This is a genomic window from Streptomyces sp. NPDC057623 (assembly GCF_042800355.1).
In the GTDB taxonomy this organism is placed as follows: Bacteria; Actinomycetota; Actinomycetes; order Streptomycetales; family Streptomycetaceae; genus Streptomyces.
This window is the reverse complement of the sequence record NZ_JBHVGZ010000082.1, coordinates 1-21,370: the sequence shown is the minus strand read 5'-3', so window position 1 is coordinate 21,370 and position 21,370 is coordinate 1. Positions and strand designations below refer to the sequence as shown.

Below are 21,370 nucleotides of genomic sequence, written 5' to 3'. Positions count from 1 at the left end.
AGGGCTCTATGCGGCGAAGCCGACGTTGGTGACGTACTCGTACTGGCCCCACTGCGAGCCGAGGTCGACGATCGTGTCCTGCCACGCGGCGTCGAGGCTCTGGTGGTCGCCGGCCGCCCAGGAGCCGACGATGCGGTCCCAGCGGCGCACGTTCATCGTCCGGTACTCCACCACGCGCTGCAGCTGCTGCGGCACCTGGGACTGGTTGAGCGGGTGGATCTCCACCCGGGTGCCGCGTCCGTCGCGATTGAGGCGCCTGAGGAGATGGCGGGCGACGTTGTGACGGCGCACCGTCCGGTACGCCTGGTCGATGCGTTCCAGGCTGGTCTTGGAGGGGCGGCGTTTGCCCTCCAGCCAGGCCTTCAGCGTCCGGTGGGTCACGGTGAGTCCGGCGTCCTGCGCGGCCTTCAGGGTCTGGGTCGACTTCGTCAGGTAGTGCAGGCGCGCCATCCAGCCGCGCTTGGCGGTAACGGGAGTGGCGATGCCGCCCGCGAGTTCGTCGAGTTTGCGAGCGACGGCGTCGCTGCCCTTGATGCCCCGGGCGCCGAAACGTCCGAAGTCGATGTTCTTCTCCGGCACTACTCCCCCTCGCCTGCGTACTCAGCGGCGTCGGTTCCGGCGGTGTACGTGTCCTTGACCTTGACCTCGGTAACAGCTCGGCCTTCGGCGAAGACACGGCGCCAGTCACCGATGACGTGGAGTTCGTCGGTGCCCATCGCCCGGACGACGGCCAGGCCCTCGTCATGGGCCTTGAGCGCCTTGAGCCACAGGTTGGCGAAGGCCTGGCTGCGGATGAGGTGCATCCAGTCCGGCCGGTAGAGCTCCCGGTTGTAGTTCGACTCCCCCATGGTGGAGACGAACTTCGAGTACATCGCCTTCACGTACTCCAGCGTCACCGTATCGCCCTGCTCGATCGCCGTGTCGCGGGCGTCCTTCAACGCGATGCGGAACTTCTCCAGCAGGTTCTCCGTGGCCCCGGAGGTGTACGACTCGTGGATCTGAGGAGGCGCGCACAGCTGGTGCTTGGGGCCGGACAGGCGCAGCAGGAGGCGGAGTGTCGGCTCGGTGACCCACAGGGGACCGGGCTCGTCCCGCTGGCCGATCGGGTTGGGCAGCACCGCTTCGTGTTCCCACTCGGGCGGGGTGATCAGGTGGACTCCGGAGCGGCGGCGGTCGTGGGCCAGGCCGGTGGAGTGCTCGAGCTGGCCCAGGGGCAGGTGCGTCTTGAGGGCGGAGAGATAGGCGCCGTTGATGTCGAGCGCGGTCACCTCATGCCGGCCGGGCGGGAGTTCGTGACGGGTCCACTTGGGGCGGGCCTCCCAGATCTGGTCGGTGCCTCGCGCGGTCTGCTTCTTTAGGATGTCGGGGATCCAGGGGTGCGCGATCACGTCGTAGCGGGCGCCCTTACGGGTCTCGTCCAGCAGCCTCATCGCGTCCGGGATCGCCCGCTTCAACAGCGCCGCCGTGGCTGCGTCGACGTCGCCCCGGTGCTCGGCAAGCGCACCCTGCACGGCCTCACGGATCAGGTCGACCGGGCCGGACGGCTCCTGGAACGCGTGGCGGGCTGGGCCCTTGGAACGCTCCGTCGCACGCGCCGGACGTGTCGTGCGCAGCGGCGCTTTCGAGGTGTGCGCGGTGGGCCGGCCGGCTGGCGGAGCAGCTGGGGCTTCGGTGGCGGTGAGCTGGCAGTCGGCCGGGGTCAGGTGCTGAGCGAACCCCGCCACTCGTTGTCTGGCCGGACGGCCGCATAGCACACACGGCTCGGGTACTACGAGCAGCTCCACTTCGTCCCAGTCCTCGTCCTGCCCGGGATCCGGCGAAGACGAGGGGGTGACGGTCGCGGCCGCGTCTGACGTGAGGGGCTGCTCCACAGCCGGCGCCACCTCGGTCTCGGTCTCGGTCTCGGTGGCGAGCTTGGTGTTCAGCCCGTCCAGCAGGTACGCGTATTTGGTGCGGATCTCGCCGGCCGGGTCCCGGCCGCTTTCCCATCCGCTGAGGGTTGACGGGCTCACGCCGAGCGCGCGTGCCACCTGCGCCTTGGACAGCCGAGCCCGCTCCCGCAGCTCGCGGCGCACGCGGCAGGGCGGGAGTTCGGCCTGCGGGCCGACGGCGTCGAGCAGCGAGTCGATCGCGTCGAAGTCGCTCACCGGCTCCTCCCCTTCGCCTCGGCCCGGGCGGAACGGCGCCTGTCGGCGGGCAGCACCTCACACGCTCTGGTCGGACCCGCCAGCAGGTCCAGCACGTCGATGCCGTAGTGCTCGGCCAGGACATCGACGTCACGCAGGCTCCACGAGACGGCACCCGACTGTCTGCGCGACACCTGTGTCTGCGTCAGTCCCAGCACCCCCGCAACCGACCGCTGCGAGTCACCCGTCACCTGCATCAACGCGGCCACCGTCAGCCGCAACGACTCCTCCAAGGCCGATCTCATACCCCCAGTGTACTCGATTCGATGCAATTTTCGCATCATCAATAGCTAATTGCTATCACTGATGCATAGAGGCTTCACCTGCTCGGAGTCGAGGGCCCTCGCTATGGCGGTCTCTCACCCGGGCCGACAGGTCAGCGATGAGGACCGCTTTACTCACGCGGAAGTCGGCGGGCCGCGCGCCGGGCGTCCCGCCTCGCCTGGCGTGCCTCTTCAACCGCCCGATCGAACAGGCACCGCGGGCACACGAGGTCCAGGACACGGCGGCGCAGGGCCCGGCGCAGCCGGGGCCCGGGAGGCAGCGACCACCCGCGGCAGTGACGGTGCACCGTACGTGCGCGGGTGCCCAAGAGCGCAGCGACCACGCAGGCGTTGCGGGTGTAGGCGGCCAGGAGGAATGCCATCTGCGCCTGGTGGCCTGCCGGGAACCGCGCGGCGGACTCGGCCTGCTCCTCCGGGTGGAGGAAGGCGTCGTGGCGCTCGCAGCGCGGTGCCTTCCTGCTGTTCCGGGCGATGCCCGGCGAGCTGATGTTCACAGCTTGAAAGCCTGCCCGGGGCCGTCTGTGGACAGCGGGCGGCCGGTGGGGCCGTTCCGCATGCGGCGGCTGAGAGGGCTTCCCGTGCGTCACCCGGGCTGGTGCCGACTGGCTGTCCGCATGGTGCACAGGTTGGCGTCCGGGTTACGCCTGTGCCGTTGTGGCGCGATGATGAAGTTGCGGTGCGGCAGAGGTGGCCGTGTGTACAGCCCTCTTACGTTTGCGGAGTCACCCGTGTACGAGACTGCGAGAGCCGCTCTGCAGGGGCTCGAGAACGATCAGGTCCTCGAGCGGGTGGCGTTGCATGTGCTGCGGGTTCGTTTTCCGCAGCTGCGGATCACCAGTTCCACGGGGGATCTGGGCCGGGATGCGTTCGGCCGTCCCTTGTTCGGCGAGAACGACCAAGTCGTGCTGTGGGCGAGTCTGCAGCAGCGGTGGACGGACAAGCTGAAGTCCGAGCTGGTGAAGAACGCCAAGCACAGCAGGCGGGCCAAAGCGATCTACGTGATGAACCGCTCGACCAACGAGATCACCAAGGAGAGGTGGAGACAGAAAGCACGCACGGAGTACGGCGTTGAGATGGAGATCGTCACTCTGGCTGAGCTGGTCACCGAACTGGAGACAGACGGCTTGCGGTGGGTGGCCGAGCTCGAGCTCGGTGTGCGTCCGCAGGCTCCGCGCAGGCTGTCGACGTGGGCGCAGTACATCGATGCCCTGTCCGTGTCGGTGCCAGGGATGACCGCGCCCTTGGTGGGACGCGAGGCGGAGATGCAGGCGCTCAGAGCGGCATTGGCTGACACGAATCCGGCGGCGCGGGTCGTGGTGGTGGAGGGTGCGGGCGGGGTCGGAAAGACCCGTCTGGCGATCGAGGCGTCGAAGTCGGTGTCGGCGGTGCTCGTCGCGCCCACGGGTGTGCCGTTGGAGGCCGGCGCGTTCGCGGAAGCGCCGGTCGATGCTCCCCTGGTTGTTCTCATTGACGATGCCGACCGCGCCCCGGATCTGAGCGGTCTTCCCGCGCTCCTGCACGACGGCCGTTTCGACCGTGTGCGTCTTGTCCTGACGGTGCGGCCCGGCCGTCACCTGGGGGTGCTGCAGCGTTGGAACATCGAGCGCTGGGGCGGTGCTGTCGTCCCGCTTCGTTCCCTGGACAGAGGAGGCATCGACGCGCTTGTCACCGGGCGGGGGATCCTGAATCCGGCCTTCCGTGAAACCGTCATCAATCTGGCTCAGGGCAACCCGCTCATCGCTCATGCGGCCTGTGAAGCGGGGCTTGCCGCAAACCGGTTCGACTGGCCGAGCGCGGCCGATCTGCTGCGGGTCACCGTCGGAAGGCGTCTGCCGGCCGACGACCCCGCACAGGAGCACCGGGCCGCGGCGGTGGCGCTGGCGGTGCTGGGCACGGTCACCAGTGGGGAGGATCTCGCCGTGCTGGCTGGTGCGGTGTCGACGCTTCCGCCGGAGCCGCACCGGTTGTCCGTCCTGCTGGATGAGCTGGCCGATGCCGGGCTGGCCGATTCTTCGCCGTACTCGGTGCGCCCTGCCCTGCTTGCCCCGGTTCTCCTCGCCGACGCGCTCGATCCTCACGCCAGGGTCCGGCTGGACGTGGACCGGGTGCTGCAAGCGGTGGTGCGGATGGCCGGGCTCGAGCCGGACGGGCAGCCCGTCACGTCCGCTGGCCGGCACCTGGAATTCGGGGCGTCCCGGCTCGGTCCTCAGTTGAACGTCCTGGCCCAGGCAGCACACGACCGGGCAGACCATGTGGTGGGTGCTCGGCTGGCTGCGGCTGTCCGCGCGCTGCTGCCGTCCGAGGCGCATCTGGGCGAGTGGGCCGCTGTGGTCGGACTGGCCGGTGAAGTGGCCGTGGCCTCCCCCACTATCTTCGCGGACCTGCACGAGACGCTGGTGAAGCGGTGGCCGCCGGATCCTGCACCCCGCTTGCTGGACGGCGGAGACCCGGTTGCCCACTACCGGTACGGTCTGCAGCACCTGGGCGAGCGGTTCGCTCAGCTCGCCCACCGCATCGGGCTCGATGCGGTACCCAGTCCGGTCAGCCTGCTGCTCGATGTGGCCTGGTTGATGGAACCGGCCCTCCACGTGGAAAACTCTGACCGGCACGAGGAGGTTCTGCGTGCCATCGGGCAGTGGTGCTCCGCGCCGGCCCACGCCCTGCCGCAACAAATTGACGCACTGTTCGAGCGGCGTCGCGAGGTCCTGCGGGTCATCGCCCAGTGGCACCGGGACCGGGCTGCCCACCCTCCGCAGGAACTGGACGCCGGGGAGAGCGCCATCCGTGGCCCCCTCAGCCTCGCGCGCGTGCTTGTAGTAGCCCTCCAGCCGCTGCTACGCCTGACCGTGGAAAGCACTGGCGGCACACCCGAGTCAGCGAGCACCATCTCCCTGCACGCCGCTGTGCTGCCCGACCGCCCCGAAACCCTCACCCTGCTGCGCGAGGCGCTCACGCTGCTCACCCCGCTGCTGGACGAACCCACAATGCGCAGTGGTGAAGGCTTACCCATACTGCACACGCTCGTCTCCCTGCCCGGTCAGTTGCGTGGCGAAGGAGCGCGGCCGATGGCGTTCTCCGGCGTGTCCCTGGCCGGCCATGCGGTCGCCGTATTGGACATCGCGGCAGGAGAGTTCACCGAACGGATCGCCGCGCGGTGGGACTCACTTCCTTTGGCAGTGAGGCGCAGCGCAGCCCAGGCTGTGCTGGGACCTGATCCACGGCCTCGTTCCCTCGCAGGAGCGGCCGAAGCCGGGGATGCGGTGGCAGCCGTGGCACTCGCGGACACCCGACTTGGCCGTCTCCTTGTGCTGCAACCGCTGCGCAGCCGAGCTCCCTGGCGTGAGGCGCTTGAAGAGCAGCGGCGCGCCGCACAGCAACTGGGCAGCGAGATGGATCTGCCGGAGGCGCTCCGGCTGCTGGAGGAGACCGGCCCGAATGTCACGGGCGTAGCAGTCAGCGCGCTTCCTGCCTTCACTCGGGCGGTCGGAGCTGCGGCCCCCGATCCCCAGCCGGCGTTCGAGCGGATAGCCCAGGCGCCGATGGCCGGCGAAGATGCTCTGCTGGCGGGACTCGCACAGCGTCACCCCGATGCCGTGTGGTCCTGGATGGAGGAACGGGTGGGCGATCCGCGTCTGGCCGCTGCGGCGCTGTCCTTCGCCCACGAGCACCCAGCGCGCGAGCCCCGCCTGTTCGACTTGATCCTGCAGGCCGCCTCCGCTGCCTCGGCGGCAGGGGGTGAGGGCGCGGCCCGCTTGGCGGGGAACCTGACGTGGCATTTGGTCGCGTGCAATCAGCCGCTCGCCCAACGCATGGCCGTCCTTGCCTTGCTGGCGGAGCAGTGCCCTGCCCCGGCTCTTCCCACCACGCTCGAGGTGATCGGTTTCTTGCTCCAGGAGGCGCGCAAAAGCAGCCTTCGCATCGATACCGCCGTCGCCGCGAAGTACGCGGATGGGCTGCTCCGTCGGTTCAGCGAGTCCAGTCAGATTGCCGCAACCGTCGACTTCGACGAGGACACGGCCTACGGTGCCGCCGAGATCGCCTCCTCCCTGCCGGAGGAGTTCGCCGCCGTCGTATCCGGGCAGTTGCTGGCCGTCGACGGCAGATCCGGCCTCCCGCTCGCTTGGAAGCGGTCACTCGAGAAGCTCCCTCCGTCGGCGCGCGAACGGCTCGTCATCGCCTTCCAACGGAGGATGGACGAAGCCCGCGCTGCGGCGGGAGTCAGTGCCCGTGTCGATCTGACGGCCGCTGGGGTTCTGACGGTGCTCGGTAACGGAACGACGGCCTGGGCCGACATTCTGCGGCAGTGGGCGTCCGGGGCACCAGCCCAGCGTCGGCAGGCCGCGGCCGCCGTCCAGCACTCATGGCAGGATCCGCTGTGGGCAGAGATCATCTCGATGCTTCTGTCCGCAGGCGTCGACGCAGCCACTAAAGACGCCCTACTGGCGGGTGTCGTCCTGCCCGGTATGACAACCGATCTTCCCGATGCACTTCAGCCTCGCCGGGAGGCATTGTCCCCGCTGCTCACAGACCCGACCGCTGCTGTTCGCGCTTTCGCCGCCGACGCCCTGCACAGCCTCGACGTCCTCGAAGGGGAAGAGCGTCGGCGGGAAGCCGACTTCGACCGCGGATACCGCGCCTGAGCCATCCTGGGTCGGTGCGGTCCTGCGTCCCGCCTGTAGCTGTCGCGCACCGCCGCTCCGCCCTGCACTCCTCCAGGCGAACCACCGACCGCCAGAGACCACAGGGCGTGATCACTACAGCGACCGAGAACTGGCCAGGACTCCTTCCGGATGCTCGTCGATCCAGGACAGGCCTCCCAGGTCGAGGCGTCGGCGGGTCCGGGTGACGGCGACGTAGGCGAGACGGGCCTCGGCGTCGTCGATCTCGCGTGCGAGAGCCGCTGTTGGTGCCCTGACGGCTGTTCAGGACCGTTCCGAGATTCGCACAAGGCGTGTGCCGCCGCAGCGCCGAGTCGGCATCCCCGTGGGGGACAGGTCGAGCCGGGCATCGGTCGAGGCCCGGCTCTGTCAAGGCGTCAGGGTGTGGCAGTCGGGTATGACGTCCGACACCTCTTCTCCGGCGTAGTAGCGAACGGCGCTGGGATAGCGCCTCCTCTGTTCCAGATACATCAGGACTCGGCCCATCAGGGCGCTGATCTGCCATTGGTCGCCCAGCGCGGCGGCCAGCAGGCGGAAGGCACGGTCGGCGGGCAGAGGGCCTTCCGGGACGGTGAGCCGTGTGCTGTCGAGGGCGTCCCTTCGGTGCTCGAAACGGAAGACGTAGGGCAGTTCGGTCTTGAGGTGGAGGGCCAGCTCGTGGGCTGTCAGATCGAGGGCCGGGCCGTCGGTGCGAAGGGGGCGGGTCAGGTCGATCGGGTAGAGCGCGTCGAAGTTGCCGCTGTCGATCCGGATCGTGTCTCTCATTCGTCCGGAGTCCCGGTTGCCGAATCCGTTGTGGTTCCAGGCGGGGCTGAGCCCTTGGTCGTGCAGGCGACTGATCATGAGGCGTTCCGGTGCCACATAGTCGAGGTCGTCGTCCAGCTTGAGGTAGTTGAAGGAGAACTCGTCGAGGTCGAGGTGACAGCGTCCGTCGATCTTCCGCAGGTGGTCTCTGAGGCGGGCGGCGATCGAGCGATCACCCTTCCCCACATAGACGATCTCCGGTGCGTCGTTGCGACCTTGGTGGAGGAGGTAGACGCCGGGCCAGTCCGACAGGTTCTCAAGATTGACGGCCGTGAGGGCGTGGCGTGGCTGCGCTGCGAGGATCTTGAAGAAGAAGTCCACACGCTCCTGGGGAACGAGCCGGAAACCTTCGCCGCCGGCGTACGCGACGTTACGGCTGAAGGGGTAGGCCTTGACGGTGTCCGTCCCGCGTTGGTTGGGCTCGGGGAGACCACGTGTCTTGAGGGCGCGTTTGAGTTCGGGGTAGATGTCGCTGAGCGCGAGCACCCGCGGGGCGCCGGGGATGCCCTCTCGGACGACGTCGAGGAAGACTCCGGTGAAGGAGGTGCAGGCGGCCGTCTGATCCGGCGGCACGTGGGCGGTACGGTCGGCCGCCGTGAGCGTGTAGACGCCGTGAATATCGGTGACCTCGGCGAGATGGTCCTTCTCGGAGCCGGCCAGGCCGCGGATCGCCCGGCCCGCGTAGCAGCAGTCGAGGATCGCCAGCTTCACCTGGGCCGGCGACTCGAGCAGGGCGCCGCGGACCTTGTCGTACTCCAGGCCGGTCAGATCGGGGTAGCGGATCTGGGTGTCACCGGTGGCGAGACAGAGCTCGCCGGTCCTGGTGACGGTCCCGTGGCCGACGAAATAGAGCAGCAGCGTGCCTGTGGTCTCTTCGGCCAGGCGATGAAGCCGCAGCGCCGACTCGGCGGCGCCGACGGGGTCCTCCAGCACGAACACCCGTTCCTCGGACCAGCCGCCCAGGTCGGGATCGGTGAGCAGCCGATGCATTGCGTGGAGGCTGTTGAGTGCCGCAGGCACATCGGGCAGGGAGGGATCTTGGTACCGCGAGACGCCGATGAGGACGGCAGTGTCGTCAGACTCCATCGGTGTCGTCGCCCAGGAGGCGCCGGATCAGCGCTTCGGCCTCGGCGGCATCACCGGTCTCAAGTTCCAGGGTGCGGTCGCCTCGGGTGATCGTGATACGCACCTTGGTCGGAGTGCGGCGGTTCTGCAGCCAGGTGGCGAGGGAGCCGGCCAGTACTGTGGCTACACCGCCGGAGCCGAGGGAAACGGTGAGGAGTTCGAAAGCGGTGCCGAGTTCGCCCCCGGCAGGGGCGGCCGGGACCAAGTGAACCTGGCCGTGGAGGGCACGCTCATGGCGGAACCACCCCGCCAGAGCAAGATAGTCGTCGACGGCGTCGGCCGAGTCGACCTTGATCCGGAGGTCCGTCGTCCTGATGTTCCGGGTGCCCTGCATCGCCTGTCCCTGCCCCCTACGCATGGCTGACCCGCCTGGCCATTCCCAAGCGGTGGATCAGATACCTTACGCGGTGCGGTGATCCTGCTCCGGCCCAGCGGGCGAGCCCGTGCCGGAGGCGGCATCTGGCCCACGTTCGGGGTCCTCTCAGGCCGCGTGCTCCGCTCGGTGAGGGTGCCGGAGGCTCGGCCCGCTCGGCCGGAGGCAGTCCCGTCCGCAGTGGATCGGAAGACTCACCAAGTTGAGTCGCAGCGCGATGCGCGCTGGCTCTACGGCTCACGACCGTCCCACCCCGCCGGCTCGGGCACGCAGAAGTGAGCAGGGCTACCGGAGGCCGACTGTGGGGCGTCAAGGGCCCGACGTACGAGAACGCCTCGGCGAAGCCATCTACGATCCGATCCTGCTCAGAACGGTTTCAGTTCGGCCAACCGGCTGTGCAGATACGGCAGGACCTGTTCGTGTAGGCCTTCCTGTTCGCAGCGAAGCCCTCCGTGATCGATCATGGCGGCCACCAGGCCCTTGAAGTGACTCGGGACGGTGTCGGCCTGCTGCTTCGCCTCGTTTAGCCACTTTTCGAGCTGCGACGGTTCCTCCACTAGTTTGCGCCCGCGCCGGTACAGCTCCGCGTCCATCGCGATCGGCTGGATGTCACGGCCGCTCTTTTCCGAGAGGTCGAGAATGATGTCGATGCCCGGCGGGTCGAGATCCCCCCAGGCCGCGATCGGCAGCGACTCGGGTACGCGACTACCCAGGAAGTGCACCAGTGCTCCAGACGCGAATCCTTCGGTCCAGACGCAGAGCCAGTTCCTGGGAACGCTGGTACGCGAGGCGACCGCTTCGAAAGTCTCCTGGTTCTCGATGAGGAAGACACCACAGGCCTGGAGGTCGAACCGGCCGTCTCTCGTGACCGCCCAGCCGGGTAGCTCGATGAAGGGTTCGGCGAGGGCCAGGTCCGCCACCAGGCCTTGCCGGTGCCATTCGGCGGGACCGGTCATCCTCAGGCCCGTGTCACTGGTGTGGACGGCCTCGCCGAAAGGGAGGCCGACGAGGTTGGAGAAGGCGGCCTTGGAGGCATCGGTCCACGACTTGGTTCCGCCCAGTGCCAGTGCCGCCAGTTCACGCTCGCTGCACTTCCAGTCGCGGCTCGCGGTGCGGAACCATTCGGCTGCCGCCCGCAGTGCGGCGCAGTACGTGACCCAGTGAGGAGTTTCGGCACGTGAACCCTCGGGAGGCACGCGCCTGTTGTCGTCCGGCAGTGACGCGAGCAGCGCGTGTTCCGCGGCCAGTTCCGAGACGTCGGCGATGGCGGCCAGGGTCTCGGCACGTTCCCGCATCAGGCGATCGCGTTTGACGATGGCCCGGTACCGGGCCTGGCCGCGCTTCGTGCGCATCGGTCCGCCGGCACCGATGATCAGCATCCGGAGGGGCAGGCTGTGCCGACTGCCGCGCAGCACTGCGTCGGCGCGTGCGAGCTGGACTCCCGTCGCGCTGACGGCGTCACCGAACAGGTCTATGAGATCGGCGCGTTCACGGTCTGTCATCCCCATGTTGAGGCGGCGGTTCAGCTTTCCACCATTGGCGATGTGCCCGCGCACCCGGGCGCAGAACAGGGCCCCTCCCGGGCTGTCCGCCCACTGCGCGAGATCGGGGTGGAGGATGACGGGGTTTCCCACGTCAGTCGAGGTCCAAGTCATCCAGCAGCCCTCCGATCCGGCCGTGGGTGATGACGTCCTCGTCCGAGTCCTCGAACTCCTCCTCCGTCTCGGGCTCGTCGTCCAGATCCTCGCCCTCGGTGTCGTCGTCCGCCTCGTCGTCGTCCAGCTGGTCGTCGGCGTCGAAGTCGACGCCGCTGCCGCCGAGCAGTGCCGGATCAAGCATGAGGTGCCGCTCGGCCCCGTCCCAGATGATGGGGGTGGTGAGGACTCCCTCCGTCTGCGGGTCGCGGAACAGCTGGTAGGTCGCCACGCCGGGGACCTCTTCGTAGAAGCCCCATTCGTCGTGACTCGCCATGACGAAGTCCAGGTCGAGTTGGACGAGCAGTCCCATGCACTCGCCCCGCATCTCGGCGTCGATGCCGGCGAACGCCTCGTCCAGGTACACCGGGCGCGGTGCGGTCCGCGCGGCTCCGGCGTAGTGGGCCGCGGCGGCGGCGAAGAGGGGGAGCTGCAGCATGACGGCCTTCTCGCCCCCGGATCCTTTGCCGTGCATGCCGGAGTCGATGTCGGTCCATCTCTCCTGCGGGCCGGTCTTGTACTGGACGCGGATCCTGCTCCAGGTCCGGTAGTCGAGGGCGATGCGCAGGTGGCTCTTCCAGTCCACTCCGCCCTCCGCCTCCCTCGCCACGGCTATCTGTCGGCCGAGGAAAGCGATCAAATGCTCGCGGGCCTCGTCGGGCAGGAACCGGCTGGCCTGCCGGTCCAGGGTCGCCAGTGCCTCTCGGGTCTCTTCGCCCTTGTCGGGGTCCGGCTCCCAGACCAGGCGCATGACGTGGCCCGAGGCCGTGCGGCGCAGTCCGAGGAGTCTGTTCATCTCTTCGATGAGCTTCTTGGCCCGCGCGCGGCGGCGGCGCAGATGGTCGCCCACCTGTCCGAGGAGGACCTCCGTGAACAGGTCGTGTTCGGTCGCGTCGAGCAGACGGTTCCGTTCGCGGACCTCCCGCTCCACGATCGCGAGCCCTTGCGCGACAGTGAGGTGCTGACCGTTGTGGAACAGACGAACAGCGACGAGCCGGTTCTCGTTGCCGGCCCGTACCTTCCAGTCCGGGCCCGCCAGCACGCCTTCCAGGTCCTGGCGGGCGCGGTCCACCTCGTCGCGTGCCTGGTCGAGGGCGCTTGGATCGGAGGGATCGTCGACGAGCTGCCGGATCAAGGCCCGTGCTGCGGCGACAGCGTCGAGAGCGTCCGCGCGCGACTCTTCAGCGGAGACCAGCGCGAGGAATCCGAGCCGGTCGAGTTCCCGGTACTGTCCGCCCCGCTCGACCAGGACCTGCTCTCGCTGCTCGACAACGTCGCGGGCCCGTTCGCACGCCGATTTGGCCAGAGCGGCCTGCTCGATCGCGGCCTCGACGGCTTCCCGGCTCTCGTCCTCCATGGCGAGGTTCTTCGCGAGGCCTGCCTGGGCAGCGGCGAGTCTCTTCAACACGTCGTCGACATCCGCTCCGACAACGCTCCGCCGCGCATCGTGCTGTCGGCGCTTCTTTGCAGCATCGCTCTCGGCGTTGTCGAGGTCGGTCCCGGCCAGTTTCTGATGGTCGCGACAAGCGGCCAGCAGCGCGGCGGCGCCGGTGCACTGCTCGGTCCGGGCCAGCCAGCTCCCCACCTGACGGAAGAGGTCGCCAAGGCTGGACCCGTATTCGTTGAGAGCCTGTTGCTCCGTAGCGAGCGCTTCCAGCCGAGTGTCGGTCGAGCGCTGCCTGGCGTAGCGCTCAAGCTCCGCGCGTGCCTCCTTCCAAAAGGTCTCGCTCTCGTCCAGCGCGGCCTTGTCGAGTTGGCTCTGTGCGTCGTGCGCTTCGAACACGCCTCTGGCCGTCGACAGGGCTACCTGACAGTCCCGGAGCGGCTGGTCGAAGTCGGTGACCTCGTCGCACTCCGCCCGCAGGTCGTCCTGCCGCTCGCTGAGGCGCTGCTGCCGCTTGTTGGTCTCCACGATCCGGCCGTCCAGTTCGACGAGCTGATCGTCCAGTGCCCGCAGCCGTCGCAGGCGCTCGGCATGACGGGCGGCGGCGCCGATGTACGCGGCCTGCGTCGCCGTGGTACGGCCGTGGACCGGGCCGATCCGCCAGGAGCCGTCGATCGAAACCCAATCACCCTGCGGATGCTCCGAGTTCGCGCGAGCGAGCGCGATGGCGGCGAGAATGCTCGTGGTCACCTTCGACGGGACCCTCTCGTGGTTGACCGCATGCAGAACATCCTTGAGGGATCGACCGAGGACAGGCTCCCGGTCAGCGGGCAGGAGACTGTCGAGAGTGCTGCCGTCCAGCAGGCCTCCCTCAGGGGTGACCCATGCGTCCAGTACCCCCGAACCGAGCAGGGCCGCCTCCAGGCCCGCCCGGGCCCGGTCGTCGATGTCCGGTGCGAAGTCGAGCAGCCGCCACAACGGAGCACCGTCGGCGGCCGCGCTGCGATCCCGCCGCTCGTGCGTCGGGGCCTCCGGCCGGGGATCCTTCTCCTCGGCGACGCGCAGCCGAATCGCGGCCGTCCTGTCCCTTTCCTCCTGGACAGTACAGAGTTCCGTGGCCAGGTCGGACGACTGCCGAGCGAGCAGGTCGCCTCGGGGACGGGCGAGGCGAGTGACCTCATGGGAGAGGGTGGTGGCGCCCTGAAGGCCGAAGGTCTTCGCCAGTGACTGGAGCCCACCCAGTTCGACGTCACTCAGCCGTAGTTCCTGGCACCGCTCGCTCCAGTCGACGAGCTTGACTCGCAACTCGGCTATCCGCTCTCCGAGTTGCTTCTCGCCTTCGTCCATGGCCCGCTTGGCCGTCCCACGCAGCGCCAACGACTTCTGGAGGGCTTCGTCCGCTTGATCGCGTGCGGTCTTGGCGCTCTGCGTGGCCTCGGCCAGGACGACCGCGCGCCGGAGAACGTTCGCACGGGCTTCCACGTGCCCCAAGAGCGTGGTCTCCACCTGCTCGGGGTCCTCTCGGACAGCTGCGGCGAGCTCGATGTGGGCATCCCCGATGCGGGTCCTGGCCGCCCTCTTCAGGGCTTGGTCCTCGGCCTTCAGCAGTACTTCGGCGGCTCTTTCGAGAAGCCGGGTCTGCTTGGCGGCCGCGCCTTCGGCCTCTGTCGTGGCGGACGCCGCCGCCTCCAGACGCTGTCGGAGGCCAGGAAGCTTCGCTTCCGCCTCCTCGGCCTGCTCCTGAAGTCGGGTGAGGAGTTCATGCTGATCCATCAGCGGGTCGGTACGAAGTGCGTCGACGGCGATCCGCAGCGTCTCGCGCTCGGCGAGGAAGCGCCGCCGCTCCTCCTGTCTCTCCTTCAGCGCCTTCCCGATCAGGTCTGCCTTGTCGGCGGCGTTCTTGCTTCTCTGTCGTGCCTCGGTGAGCTGAGAATTTGCCTCGGCCAACCCCTCCGCGATGCTCTTGGTCCACCGGCGCGCATAGCGGGAGTACACCGACAGGAAGGTGGACATGCCCAGTTGATGTCGCTCCTGCCGCTCCAGGTCGACTCGGTCACGGGCCAACTGGTCGAAGCGGACGGCCAGGTCGTTCAGCAACCCCGTGCTGACCGGCGGCAGTCCGTTACTCAGCATCCGGCTGAGTCGCTCGCCGTTGAAGTTCTCGCTCAGCTTCGGCTTGCGCAGGACCAGCAGGAGTTCCACCAAGGCGGCCAGCTTTCCGAGACCGAAGCCGAACAGGCGCTCCGCGACAGCGGTTCGGTATGCGCGCCGGTCCTCGAAAACTTCGTCGGGGCCGAGCCTGAGCGCCAGTTGCTTGCGCAGGTGTGGCTGCCGCTGCTCGTTCAGCAGGCTGAAATCCTGGCCGACACGCTTGGTGGTGACGAAGAACCAGGGCTTGTGCACCCCTCCCTTGACGGATGTGCTGCCCTTCATCCCCATACCGATGGTGATGAACTCGTAGCCGCCGTCCTCGGTGACGCGCCCGTACTCGCACCAGGTGTACCCGACGCGATGGCCGCGCCCTCGATGCAGCAGGTTGTCCCGCATCGGGCGAGCGGTCGAACCGAACGGGTCCAGCCTCCGAGCACTGAGCTGCGCGTCAAGCAGCAGCGGGCTGGTGACCTCCATGACCTTGGTCTTCCCTGCCCCGTTCCGCCCGCGCAGGATCAGCCCGTTGCGGTAGGAGACGAACTCCTGCTCCTCGTACTCCCACATACCGATGAGGCCCAGACGCAACTGCTGGAACCGCTCCCGTTCCGGCAGCGGCAGCTCTGCGTCGAGTATGCGCTGCAGCGCGGGGGTCGGCGTTCGGTCAGTCGGCGATGCCATCGGGGTGACCTTCCGGAGTCGAGGAGCGAGCGGTTTCCGACCTGCTCCGGCTGGCCGGCGTGTCTAAATCTGGGCCGAAGAGAAGCAAGGCCTCCCCCGTCACACGCACCCCTCGTCCGGAAGGGTCGCGGTAGCGGGCGAGGGCGGGACGGACGAATACACCGTCCTCATGAGGGTCGACGAGTCCGAACTGCGTCAACACGGGCACGGAATACCTCAGCACGACGGCACCGTCCACGGGCTTGCGCTCGATGTTCGGTACGACGCGGCGGATCTGCGCCGCGACCAGGCCCACCAGCTCGACGAGACGGTCGTGCCCGACGACGAAGCTGCCCGCCTGCCCTGGGACGGCCTCCCCGGCCAGCAGGTCGGCCAGAGCCAGCGCCGCCACCGAGACAGCGCTGGCAGCGGGGAACTCGATGTCGGAGAAGCGGGAGTCGACGATCGCGAGGCCCTCGGCCCGCACCTCCACCCGGGTGTCGAGTCCGAGGACGAGTTCCGCCGCCAGTTCCTCCCGGTGAACCACCAGGTAGTCACGTTGGTCTGACGGCAGGTCCTCCATGTGGACGACCGGGTCGTCGACCAGACGACGCATGAGCGCCTGCCGAAGCTCGGTGTCGGTCCTGGCCCCGTGCCCGGGGTCCCCTTCGGTGACGCGCAGCAGCGAATCCGGGCCGTCGGCCTGGCTGGGTGGGACCGGGCAGACCACGGCGGAAGCGGCCAAACGGTGGTCGACGTCGTAGATGGCGTTGCCGCGTCCCGCGATATAGGCCTGTTCGGAGTCGGCCGTGACACCCGCCTCCCGGGGAGACCGCAGCACGCCGCTCCCAGCAAGGAGCCGGAGCGCCGCGACCAGATCGCGGCGCTCCCGCGTCGAGGTGGCGTCGAACCTGCGCAGACCGCGGTGCGCGGTGGTGAGCGCGGTCACGCGGTCGGCCAGCTCGCTGATCACGGTCTGCCCACCGCAGTCGAGCAGGACGACCAACAGCAGGCAGTACAGTGCGCCCTGCCTCGGCGTGGGGACGCTCGGATCAGGATGACGCCCGGGATCCTCGGGAATTTTGAGCAGCCGTATCAGGTCGCGCTCGACCACCAGCGGCCACCCCAGCTGCCGGTCGAACCAGGCACGCAGTTCGTCCCCGTGCCGACGGGCCTGATCCACCAGCCGCCGGTTTCGGCCCTCGCGCCGCAGCACGGGTGTGTGCAGCAGAGCGCGAACGACCTCACGGCGTTCGTGTCCCTCCTGCCCCGTCCAACCGTTCACCGTCGCCCACGCTCCTCCACCAGCAGGGTCAACTCGAAGTCCCGGGTGCTCAGCGCTCCGCCCCGCAGCTCCACGGCGGCGGCCGCGCCCTCCGTCGCGGGCCCCAGCGTGATCAGCAGGCGGCCGTCAGGAGTACGCGTGCGCCGAATGCCTCCGCGTTGTGTCCGCGCCGACAGTACGAGACCCAGACAGGTCAGGAAGACCTCCGCCTCGGCGGCATCCAGCTGGCCGAGCTCCGACAGTCGCACGGGTCCTCTGCTCGCCAGGGATTGCTCCGCAGCTTCCGTCGTCGCGTGTTCCTGCTTCTGCCGGACAGCCAGAAGACTTTTGGCGCGTCGCGGGTCGCGGACTCGCGGCGGGGGCCCCGTGTGTGCCCGAGACCCACGTGAGCGCAGCTCCGCCGACACCGGCGCCGGCTCACTCTGCCACCAGCCGACCTCGGGTCGCACATCGAAGTCGTCCTCGGACGGACCGGGATGGCCCAGGTGCCGGGACGAGTAGGAGCCGAAGGCCGTACGCCACAACGCGGTGGTCTCGCGCCCGTCGCCGGTGCTGTCGAATCCGTCGAACCAGCTGGCCAGGGTCACCAGGTCGGCTGTCCGACTCGCTCGCCGGAACCGCTGGTCGTTGATGTGCCCGACGGTCATGACGATGAAGGCGATCGCATCGGAGGCTCGGTCGAGCAGCAGTTCGGCGATCGGGGGACGGTCTTCGGCGGCCACGAACCAGCGGCGCAGGCCTTCCCACAGCTCCCGCATCCGTTGCGCCTCACGGGCGACAACCTCCTCGTGGCTGACACCCAGGACGGGCGCGGCCTCGAGCGCCGCCATCTCTGTGAGCCGGGCCAAGAGCCCCGCCCGCTCCAACTGATTGATCAGCTTCGCGATCGGAGCAGCGCTCTGGTGCAGGACGACCGTGAAGGACTGCAGATATCCCACCACGACGTTCTTGTAGGCGATGAATACCTCGGGGTCCCGGATCTCCTCCGAAGCCAATGAGCCGTTGAGGCCCTGGACGAAGAGCTTCGCGTCCTCCGACAACCGCGCGAATCCCTCCGTCGTGCGCCGGAAGGCGCCAAGGGCGCCACTGAGATCGCCGTCCTCCTCTCGCACGGCCCGCAACAGTGCCGCAAGGGACGAAAGGATCTCCGGAAGCATCGAGGCCTGCAGTGAGCCGGCGTCAGACATGTCCTCGTCGATCCGGGTCATCTCGCGGTGAACCCGGGCGCCGGCGGAGGTCAGCTGGTACAGGTAGTCCCGCTCAAGGTACTCCTCAGGCGTCGTGGTGTGCCGGGTGTTGTGGATCCAGTCCACATTCCGCCAGCCGCACAGGTCTTTGAGCAGGCCCTCGACGGCCGGAAGAGCCTCCAGCAGGTCCGGTTCGCTCGCGAGCCTTTCCTGGACCCGTTGCCTGATCTGCGCCGTGCTGAGGTGGACGCCGAGTCGCGCCTCCTCCTCCAGCAACACATCCAGGACCACGCGATAGAACAGCGTCTTCTCCTGGTTGAGGTAGGCCACGATCTTCATACGCCCGCCGAATGCGGCCACGTGCGCTACACCCGCCCCCCGGCCCCCGGCCCCCGGCCATGATGCCGCTGCACCCGCAAACCCCGCCCACACAGTGAGCCCTCCATCGCGGCCACCGGCCGAGTGACGCCGGCGGTGTCCGCAACACACCAGGCGCCCGCACCGCCGGACAGGGCGGGCAACACCCCGGCCGAACGCCAGGCGTTCCGCAGGAGTTTCGAGAAGGGCAGAGCAGCGCTTTCGGGAGCGAGCGCGAGGCAGCCGATGCGCCTGGCCTCTGGCTAGGATCCGGGGCATGGCCCTGACGACGCACGACGTGGACCGGTTCGAGGCGACGAGGCCCCGCCTGGAGGCGATCGCCTACCGCCTCCTCGGCTCGGCCAGCGAGGCTGAGGACGCCGTACAGGACACGTTCCTGCGCTGGCAGACAGCTGACACCGGCCGGATCCAGGTGCCCGAGGCCTGGCTGACGAAGGTCCTGACCAACCTGTGCCTCAACCAGCTCACCTCGGCCCGCGCACGCCGGGAAACCTACGTGGGCCAGTGGCTGCCCGAACCCCTCCTCGCCGGCGATACGATGCTCGGCCCGGCCGACACCGCCGAACAGCGCGAATCCCTCTCCTACGCCGTCCTCACCCTCCTCGAACGCCTCTCCCCCAGCGAACGGGCCGTCTACGTGCTCAAAGAGGCCTTCGACTACCCGCACCGGGAAATCGCCGAGATCCTCGACGTCAGCGAGACCGCCAGCCAGCAGACCTTCCACCGCGCGAAGAAGCACGTCACGGTGGGCAAGGCCCGCACCGAGATCGACCAGACGGCAGCCCGGCGCATCGTCGAGGAATTCCTCGCGGCAGCCACCAGCGGCAAGACTGAACCACTGGTCAAGCTCCTCACCGCCGACGCCATCGCGGTCGGCGACGGCGGCGGAAAGGTCCCCGCCCGCGCCAGGGCATTCGAAGGTGCACTCGCAGTCGCCAGGTTCATGCGCGGCCTGTTCAAACCCGCCCCGGCCAAACAGGCCCTGGTCGGTGGCTCACCCGAGATCCACATCGCAACCGCCAACGGCGGCCCCGCAGTCCTGGCAGTCGTCGACGGCCGGGTCGTCGGGATCATCTGCCTGGAGATCACCGCAGAGGGCATCCTCGCGTTCCGCAGCCAGGTCAACCCCGACAAACTCCAACGCGCCACCCAGACATGGGCCGCCACCGAACACGCACAACCCCTGTTCCACGCCTTCTGACGCGAGACCACCCACCAGCCCCGCCACACCCCCCACCCTCCTCACCATCCGACAAACCCAGGTCACGCCTCCCGGGCGAGGTGTGGCCTGCCTCGCCTTCGCGACACCCCTCACTTCTCCGACAGACCCGGGTCACACACCAGCCAGAGCACGACCCGCTTCTCCCTCGCGACACCCCTCCCCCTTCGACGGACCGGGCCCCCCAGCCAAGGTGTGACCCGCTTCGCCCTTGCGACGCCCCTCGCCGTTCGGCGGACGGAGTCACACCTCCCGGCGAGGATGTGACCTGCTTCACATCCTGTTCCTGTCAGGAAAACGCGGGCTGCCCGGTTCAAGAGGCGTCACCGAGCAACGGCAAGCCCCCTTCCGCCCGCGCAGACAGGAGCAGGAAATGCAGCACCGCATCATCGTCCTCGGAGCCGGCTACACCGGAGCCACCGCCGCCGGGCGCCTCGCCAGGCGGCTGCACCGCGCAGACGTCGCCATCACCCTCGTCAACGCCGAGCCCGACTTCGTCGAACGCGTCCGGATGCACCAGCTCGCCGCCGGCCAGGAACTCACCCCCCGCCCCCTCGAGAAGATGTTCGCCGGCACCGGCGTCGAGGTGAAACTCGCCCAGGTCACCGGCCTCGACGCCGACCGCAAGACCGTCACCGTCACCGACCCCCACGCCACCGGCCAGCAGGAACTGCACTACGACACCCTCGTCTACGCCCTCGGCAGCGGCTGGAACCCCCAGAGCGTCCCAGGCGCCACCGAACACGGCCACGAAATCTCCAGCCGCCCCGGAGCACTCCGCCTGCGCGAACGCCTCACCCGGCTCGAGGCGGGACAGCCCGTGGTCGTCGTCGGCGGCGGACTCACCGGCCTCGAAGCCGCAACCGAACTCGCCGAGATGCACCCCGACCTGGACATCGCCCTCGTCGCCCGCGGCAGCCTCGGCGACTGGCTCTCCGACAAGGGCCAAAGCCACCTGCACAAAGTCTTCGCCCAGCGAGGCATCACCGTCCACGAACACACCGCCGTCACCGCCGTCGAGGCCGACCGCGTCCTGACCGACCGCACGCCCGTCCCGGCCGCGGTCACCGTCTGGGCCACCGGCTTCGCCGTCCACCCCATCGCACAGGCCAGCACACTGCGCACCTCCGGCACCGGCCAGATCGTGGTCGACGCGACCATGCGCTCACTCTCCCACCCCGACATCTACGCCATCGGCGACGCCGCCCTCGCAGCAGGCCCCGGCAACAAGCCGCTGCGGATGTCGTGCGCCTCCGGCGTCCCCACCGCGTGGCAGGCCGCCGACACCATCGCGGCCCGCCTCACCGCCACAAAGCTCCCGAAGACTACGATCCGCTACTTCCAGCAGTGCATCTCACTCGGCCGCAAGGAAGGCCTGATCCAGTTCGTCACCGCCGACGACCAGACCCTCCCCACAGCACTCACCGGCCGCCTCGCCGCCCTCTACAAAGAAATCATCTGCAAGGGCGCCGCCTGGACCGTCGCCCACCCCACCGCCGGCATGCCCGCCCGCCGCCGCCGAACCGTAGAGCCAGCACTGCAGACAAACCAGACAGACCAGACGCGACAAACAGGCCAGATCGACGCAGGGAACCCGACAAAGCAAGCCGACACAGCAGTCGAAACCGCAGCCTGAACCACACAACACAACCCGCACGGCGCGACCCGACCCGACCCGACCCGCACAACGGAACAAGGCCCTCAACACGAGGGCCCCGCCCCGCCCCCTCCAGCGAGACCACGCAGACACAGCACCAGCAAAGAACCCCACACAACGTGCAACGAGGCCCCTCACCCACCACAGACCACGAAGAACCCCAAGACGCAGCCCGCCCACCGTTGCGTCCTTCGCGGTCCGGCAAGACGGCCAGCGGCCTCCGGGCCCGTCATGCCCCGTTACCTTCTAGACGGCCCCGATCTTGGGGCTCCCGGCCTTCTGGCCCGGCATGACTTTTGCCCCCTGTCGACCATGACCCGGGGGGTGG

General features: G+C 68.7%; 13 protein-coding genes. 3 read left to right on the top strand and 10 right to left on the bottom strand.

Translation table 11 applies throughout. The annotated features are described in order from the left end of the window. Positions 1-6: 6 nt before the first annotated feature. The 4 genes from ACFU95_RS43805 to ACFU95_RS43790 form a co-directional block, all read right to left on the bottom strand. Positions 7-579 (bottom strand): transcriptional regulator, encoded by a 573-nt coding sequence (locus ACFU95_RS43805; RefSeq protein ID WP_355836607.1) that lies wholly within the window; start codon positions 577-579, stop codon positions 7-9. Continuing rightward, entirely contained in the window at positions 579-2,147 is a 1,569-nt protein-coding gene (locus ACFU95_RS43800) for a helix-turn-helix domain-containing protein (RefSeq protein ID WP_383840969.1), read from the bottom strand. The genes ACFU95_RS43805 and ACFU95_RS43800 overlap by 1 nt, the downstream gene beginning before the upstream one ends. Next, positions 2,144-2,431: an XRE family transcriptional regulator gene (locus ACFU95_RS43795; RefSeq protein WP_383840966.1), complete on the bottom strand. Its 288-nt coding sequence runs from the start codon at positions 2,429-2,431 to the stop codon at positions 2,144-2,146. Before ACFU95_RS43795 ends, ACFU95_RS43800 begins: the two co-directional genes overlap by 4 nt. Before the next feature lie 149 nt (positions 2,432-2,580). Beyond that, on the bottom strand, positions 2,581-2,964 hold the full coding sequence (locus tag ACFU95_RS43790) for a hypothetical protein (protein WP_383840963.1): 384 nt from the start codon (positions 2,962-2,964) through the stop codon (positions 2,581-2,583). 234 nt (positions 2,965-3,198) lie between these two features. Between ACFU95_RS43790 and ACFU95_RS43785 the strand changes: the two genes are divergently transcribed. After that, positions 3,199-7,110 (top strand): hypothetical protein, encoded by a 3,912-nt coding sequence (locus ACFU95_RS43785; protein WP_383840960.1) that lies wholly within the window; start codon positions 3,199-3,201, stop codon positions 7,108-7,110. Between the two features lie 387 nt (positions 7,111-7,497). On the opposite strand, the gene ACFU95_RS43780 is transcribed toward ACFU95_RS43785, so the two are convergent. The 6 genes from ACFU95_RS43780 to ACFU95_RS43755 form a co-directional block, all read right to left on the bottom strand. Further along, a complete protein-coding gene (locus tag ACFU95_RS43780) occupies positions 7,498-9,018 on the bottom strand; it encodes a caspase family protein (protein ID WP_383840958.1) in 1,521 nt (506 codons plus the stop codon). Next, positions 9,008-9,391 carry a hypothetical protein gene (locus tag ACFU95_RS43775; protein WP_383840954.1) on the bottom strand — a complete coding sequence of 128 codons (384 nt, stop codon included), beginning with the start codon at positions 9,389-9,391 and terminating at the stop codon, positions 9,008-9,010. Before ACFU95_RS43775 ends, ACFU95_RS43780 begins: the two co-directional genes overlap by 11 nt. A gap of 404 nt (positions 9,392-9,795) precedes the next feature. Then, positions 9,796-11,064: a Wadjet anti-phage system protein JetD domain-containing protein gene (locus ACFU95_RS43770; protein ID WP_383840951.1), complete on the bottom strand. Its 1,269-nt coding sequence runs from the start codon at positions 11,062-11,064 to the stop codon at positions 9,796-9,798. A gap of 1 nt (position 11,065) precedes the next feature. Beyond that, positions 11,066-15,337: a TIGR02680 family protein gene (locus ACFU95_RS43765; protein ID WP_383840948.1), complete on the bottom strand. Its 4,272-nt coding sequence runs from the start codon at positions 15,335-15,337 to the stop codon at positions 11,066-11,068. Beyond that, entirely contained in the window at positions 15,321-16,601 is a 1,281-nt protein-coding gene (locus ACFU95_RS43760) for a TIGR02678 family protein (RefSeq protein WP_383840945.1), read from the bottom strand. The genes ACFU95_RS43765 and ACFU95_RS43760 overlap by 17 nt, the downstream gene beginning before the upstream one ends. Then, entirely contained in the window at positions 16,598-18,148 is a 1,551-nt protein-coding gene (locus ACFU95_RS43755; protein WP_383840942.1) for a TIGR02677 family protein, read from the bottom strand. The genes ACFU95_RS43760 and ACFU95_RS43755 overlap by 4 nt, the downstream gene beginning before the upstream one ends. Before the next feature lie 274 nt (positions 18,149-18,422). Between ACFU95_RS43755 and ACFU95_RS43750 the strand changes: the two genes are divergently transcribed. Both ACFU95_RS43750 and ACFU95_RS43745 read left to right on the top strand, forming a co-directional pair. Next, positions 18,423-19,367: an RNA polymerase sigma-70 factor gene (locus ACFU95_RS43750; protein ID WP_383840939.1), complete on the top strand. Its 945-nt coding sequence runs from the start codon at positions 18,423-18,425 to the stop codon at positions 19,365-19,367. Positions 19,368-19,758: 391 nt separating this feature from the next. Continuing rightward, a complete protein-coding gene (locus ACFU95_RS43745) occupies positions 19,759-21,021 on the top strand; it encodes an NAD(P)/FAD-dependent oxidoreductase (protein ID WP_383840936.1) in 1,263 nt (420 codons plus the stop codon). The last annotated feature ends 349 nt before the right edge of the window (positions 21,022-21,370 follow it).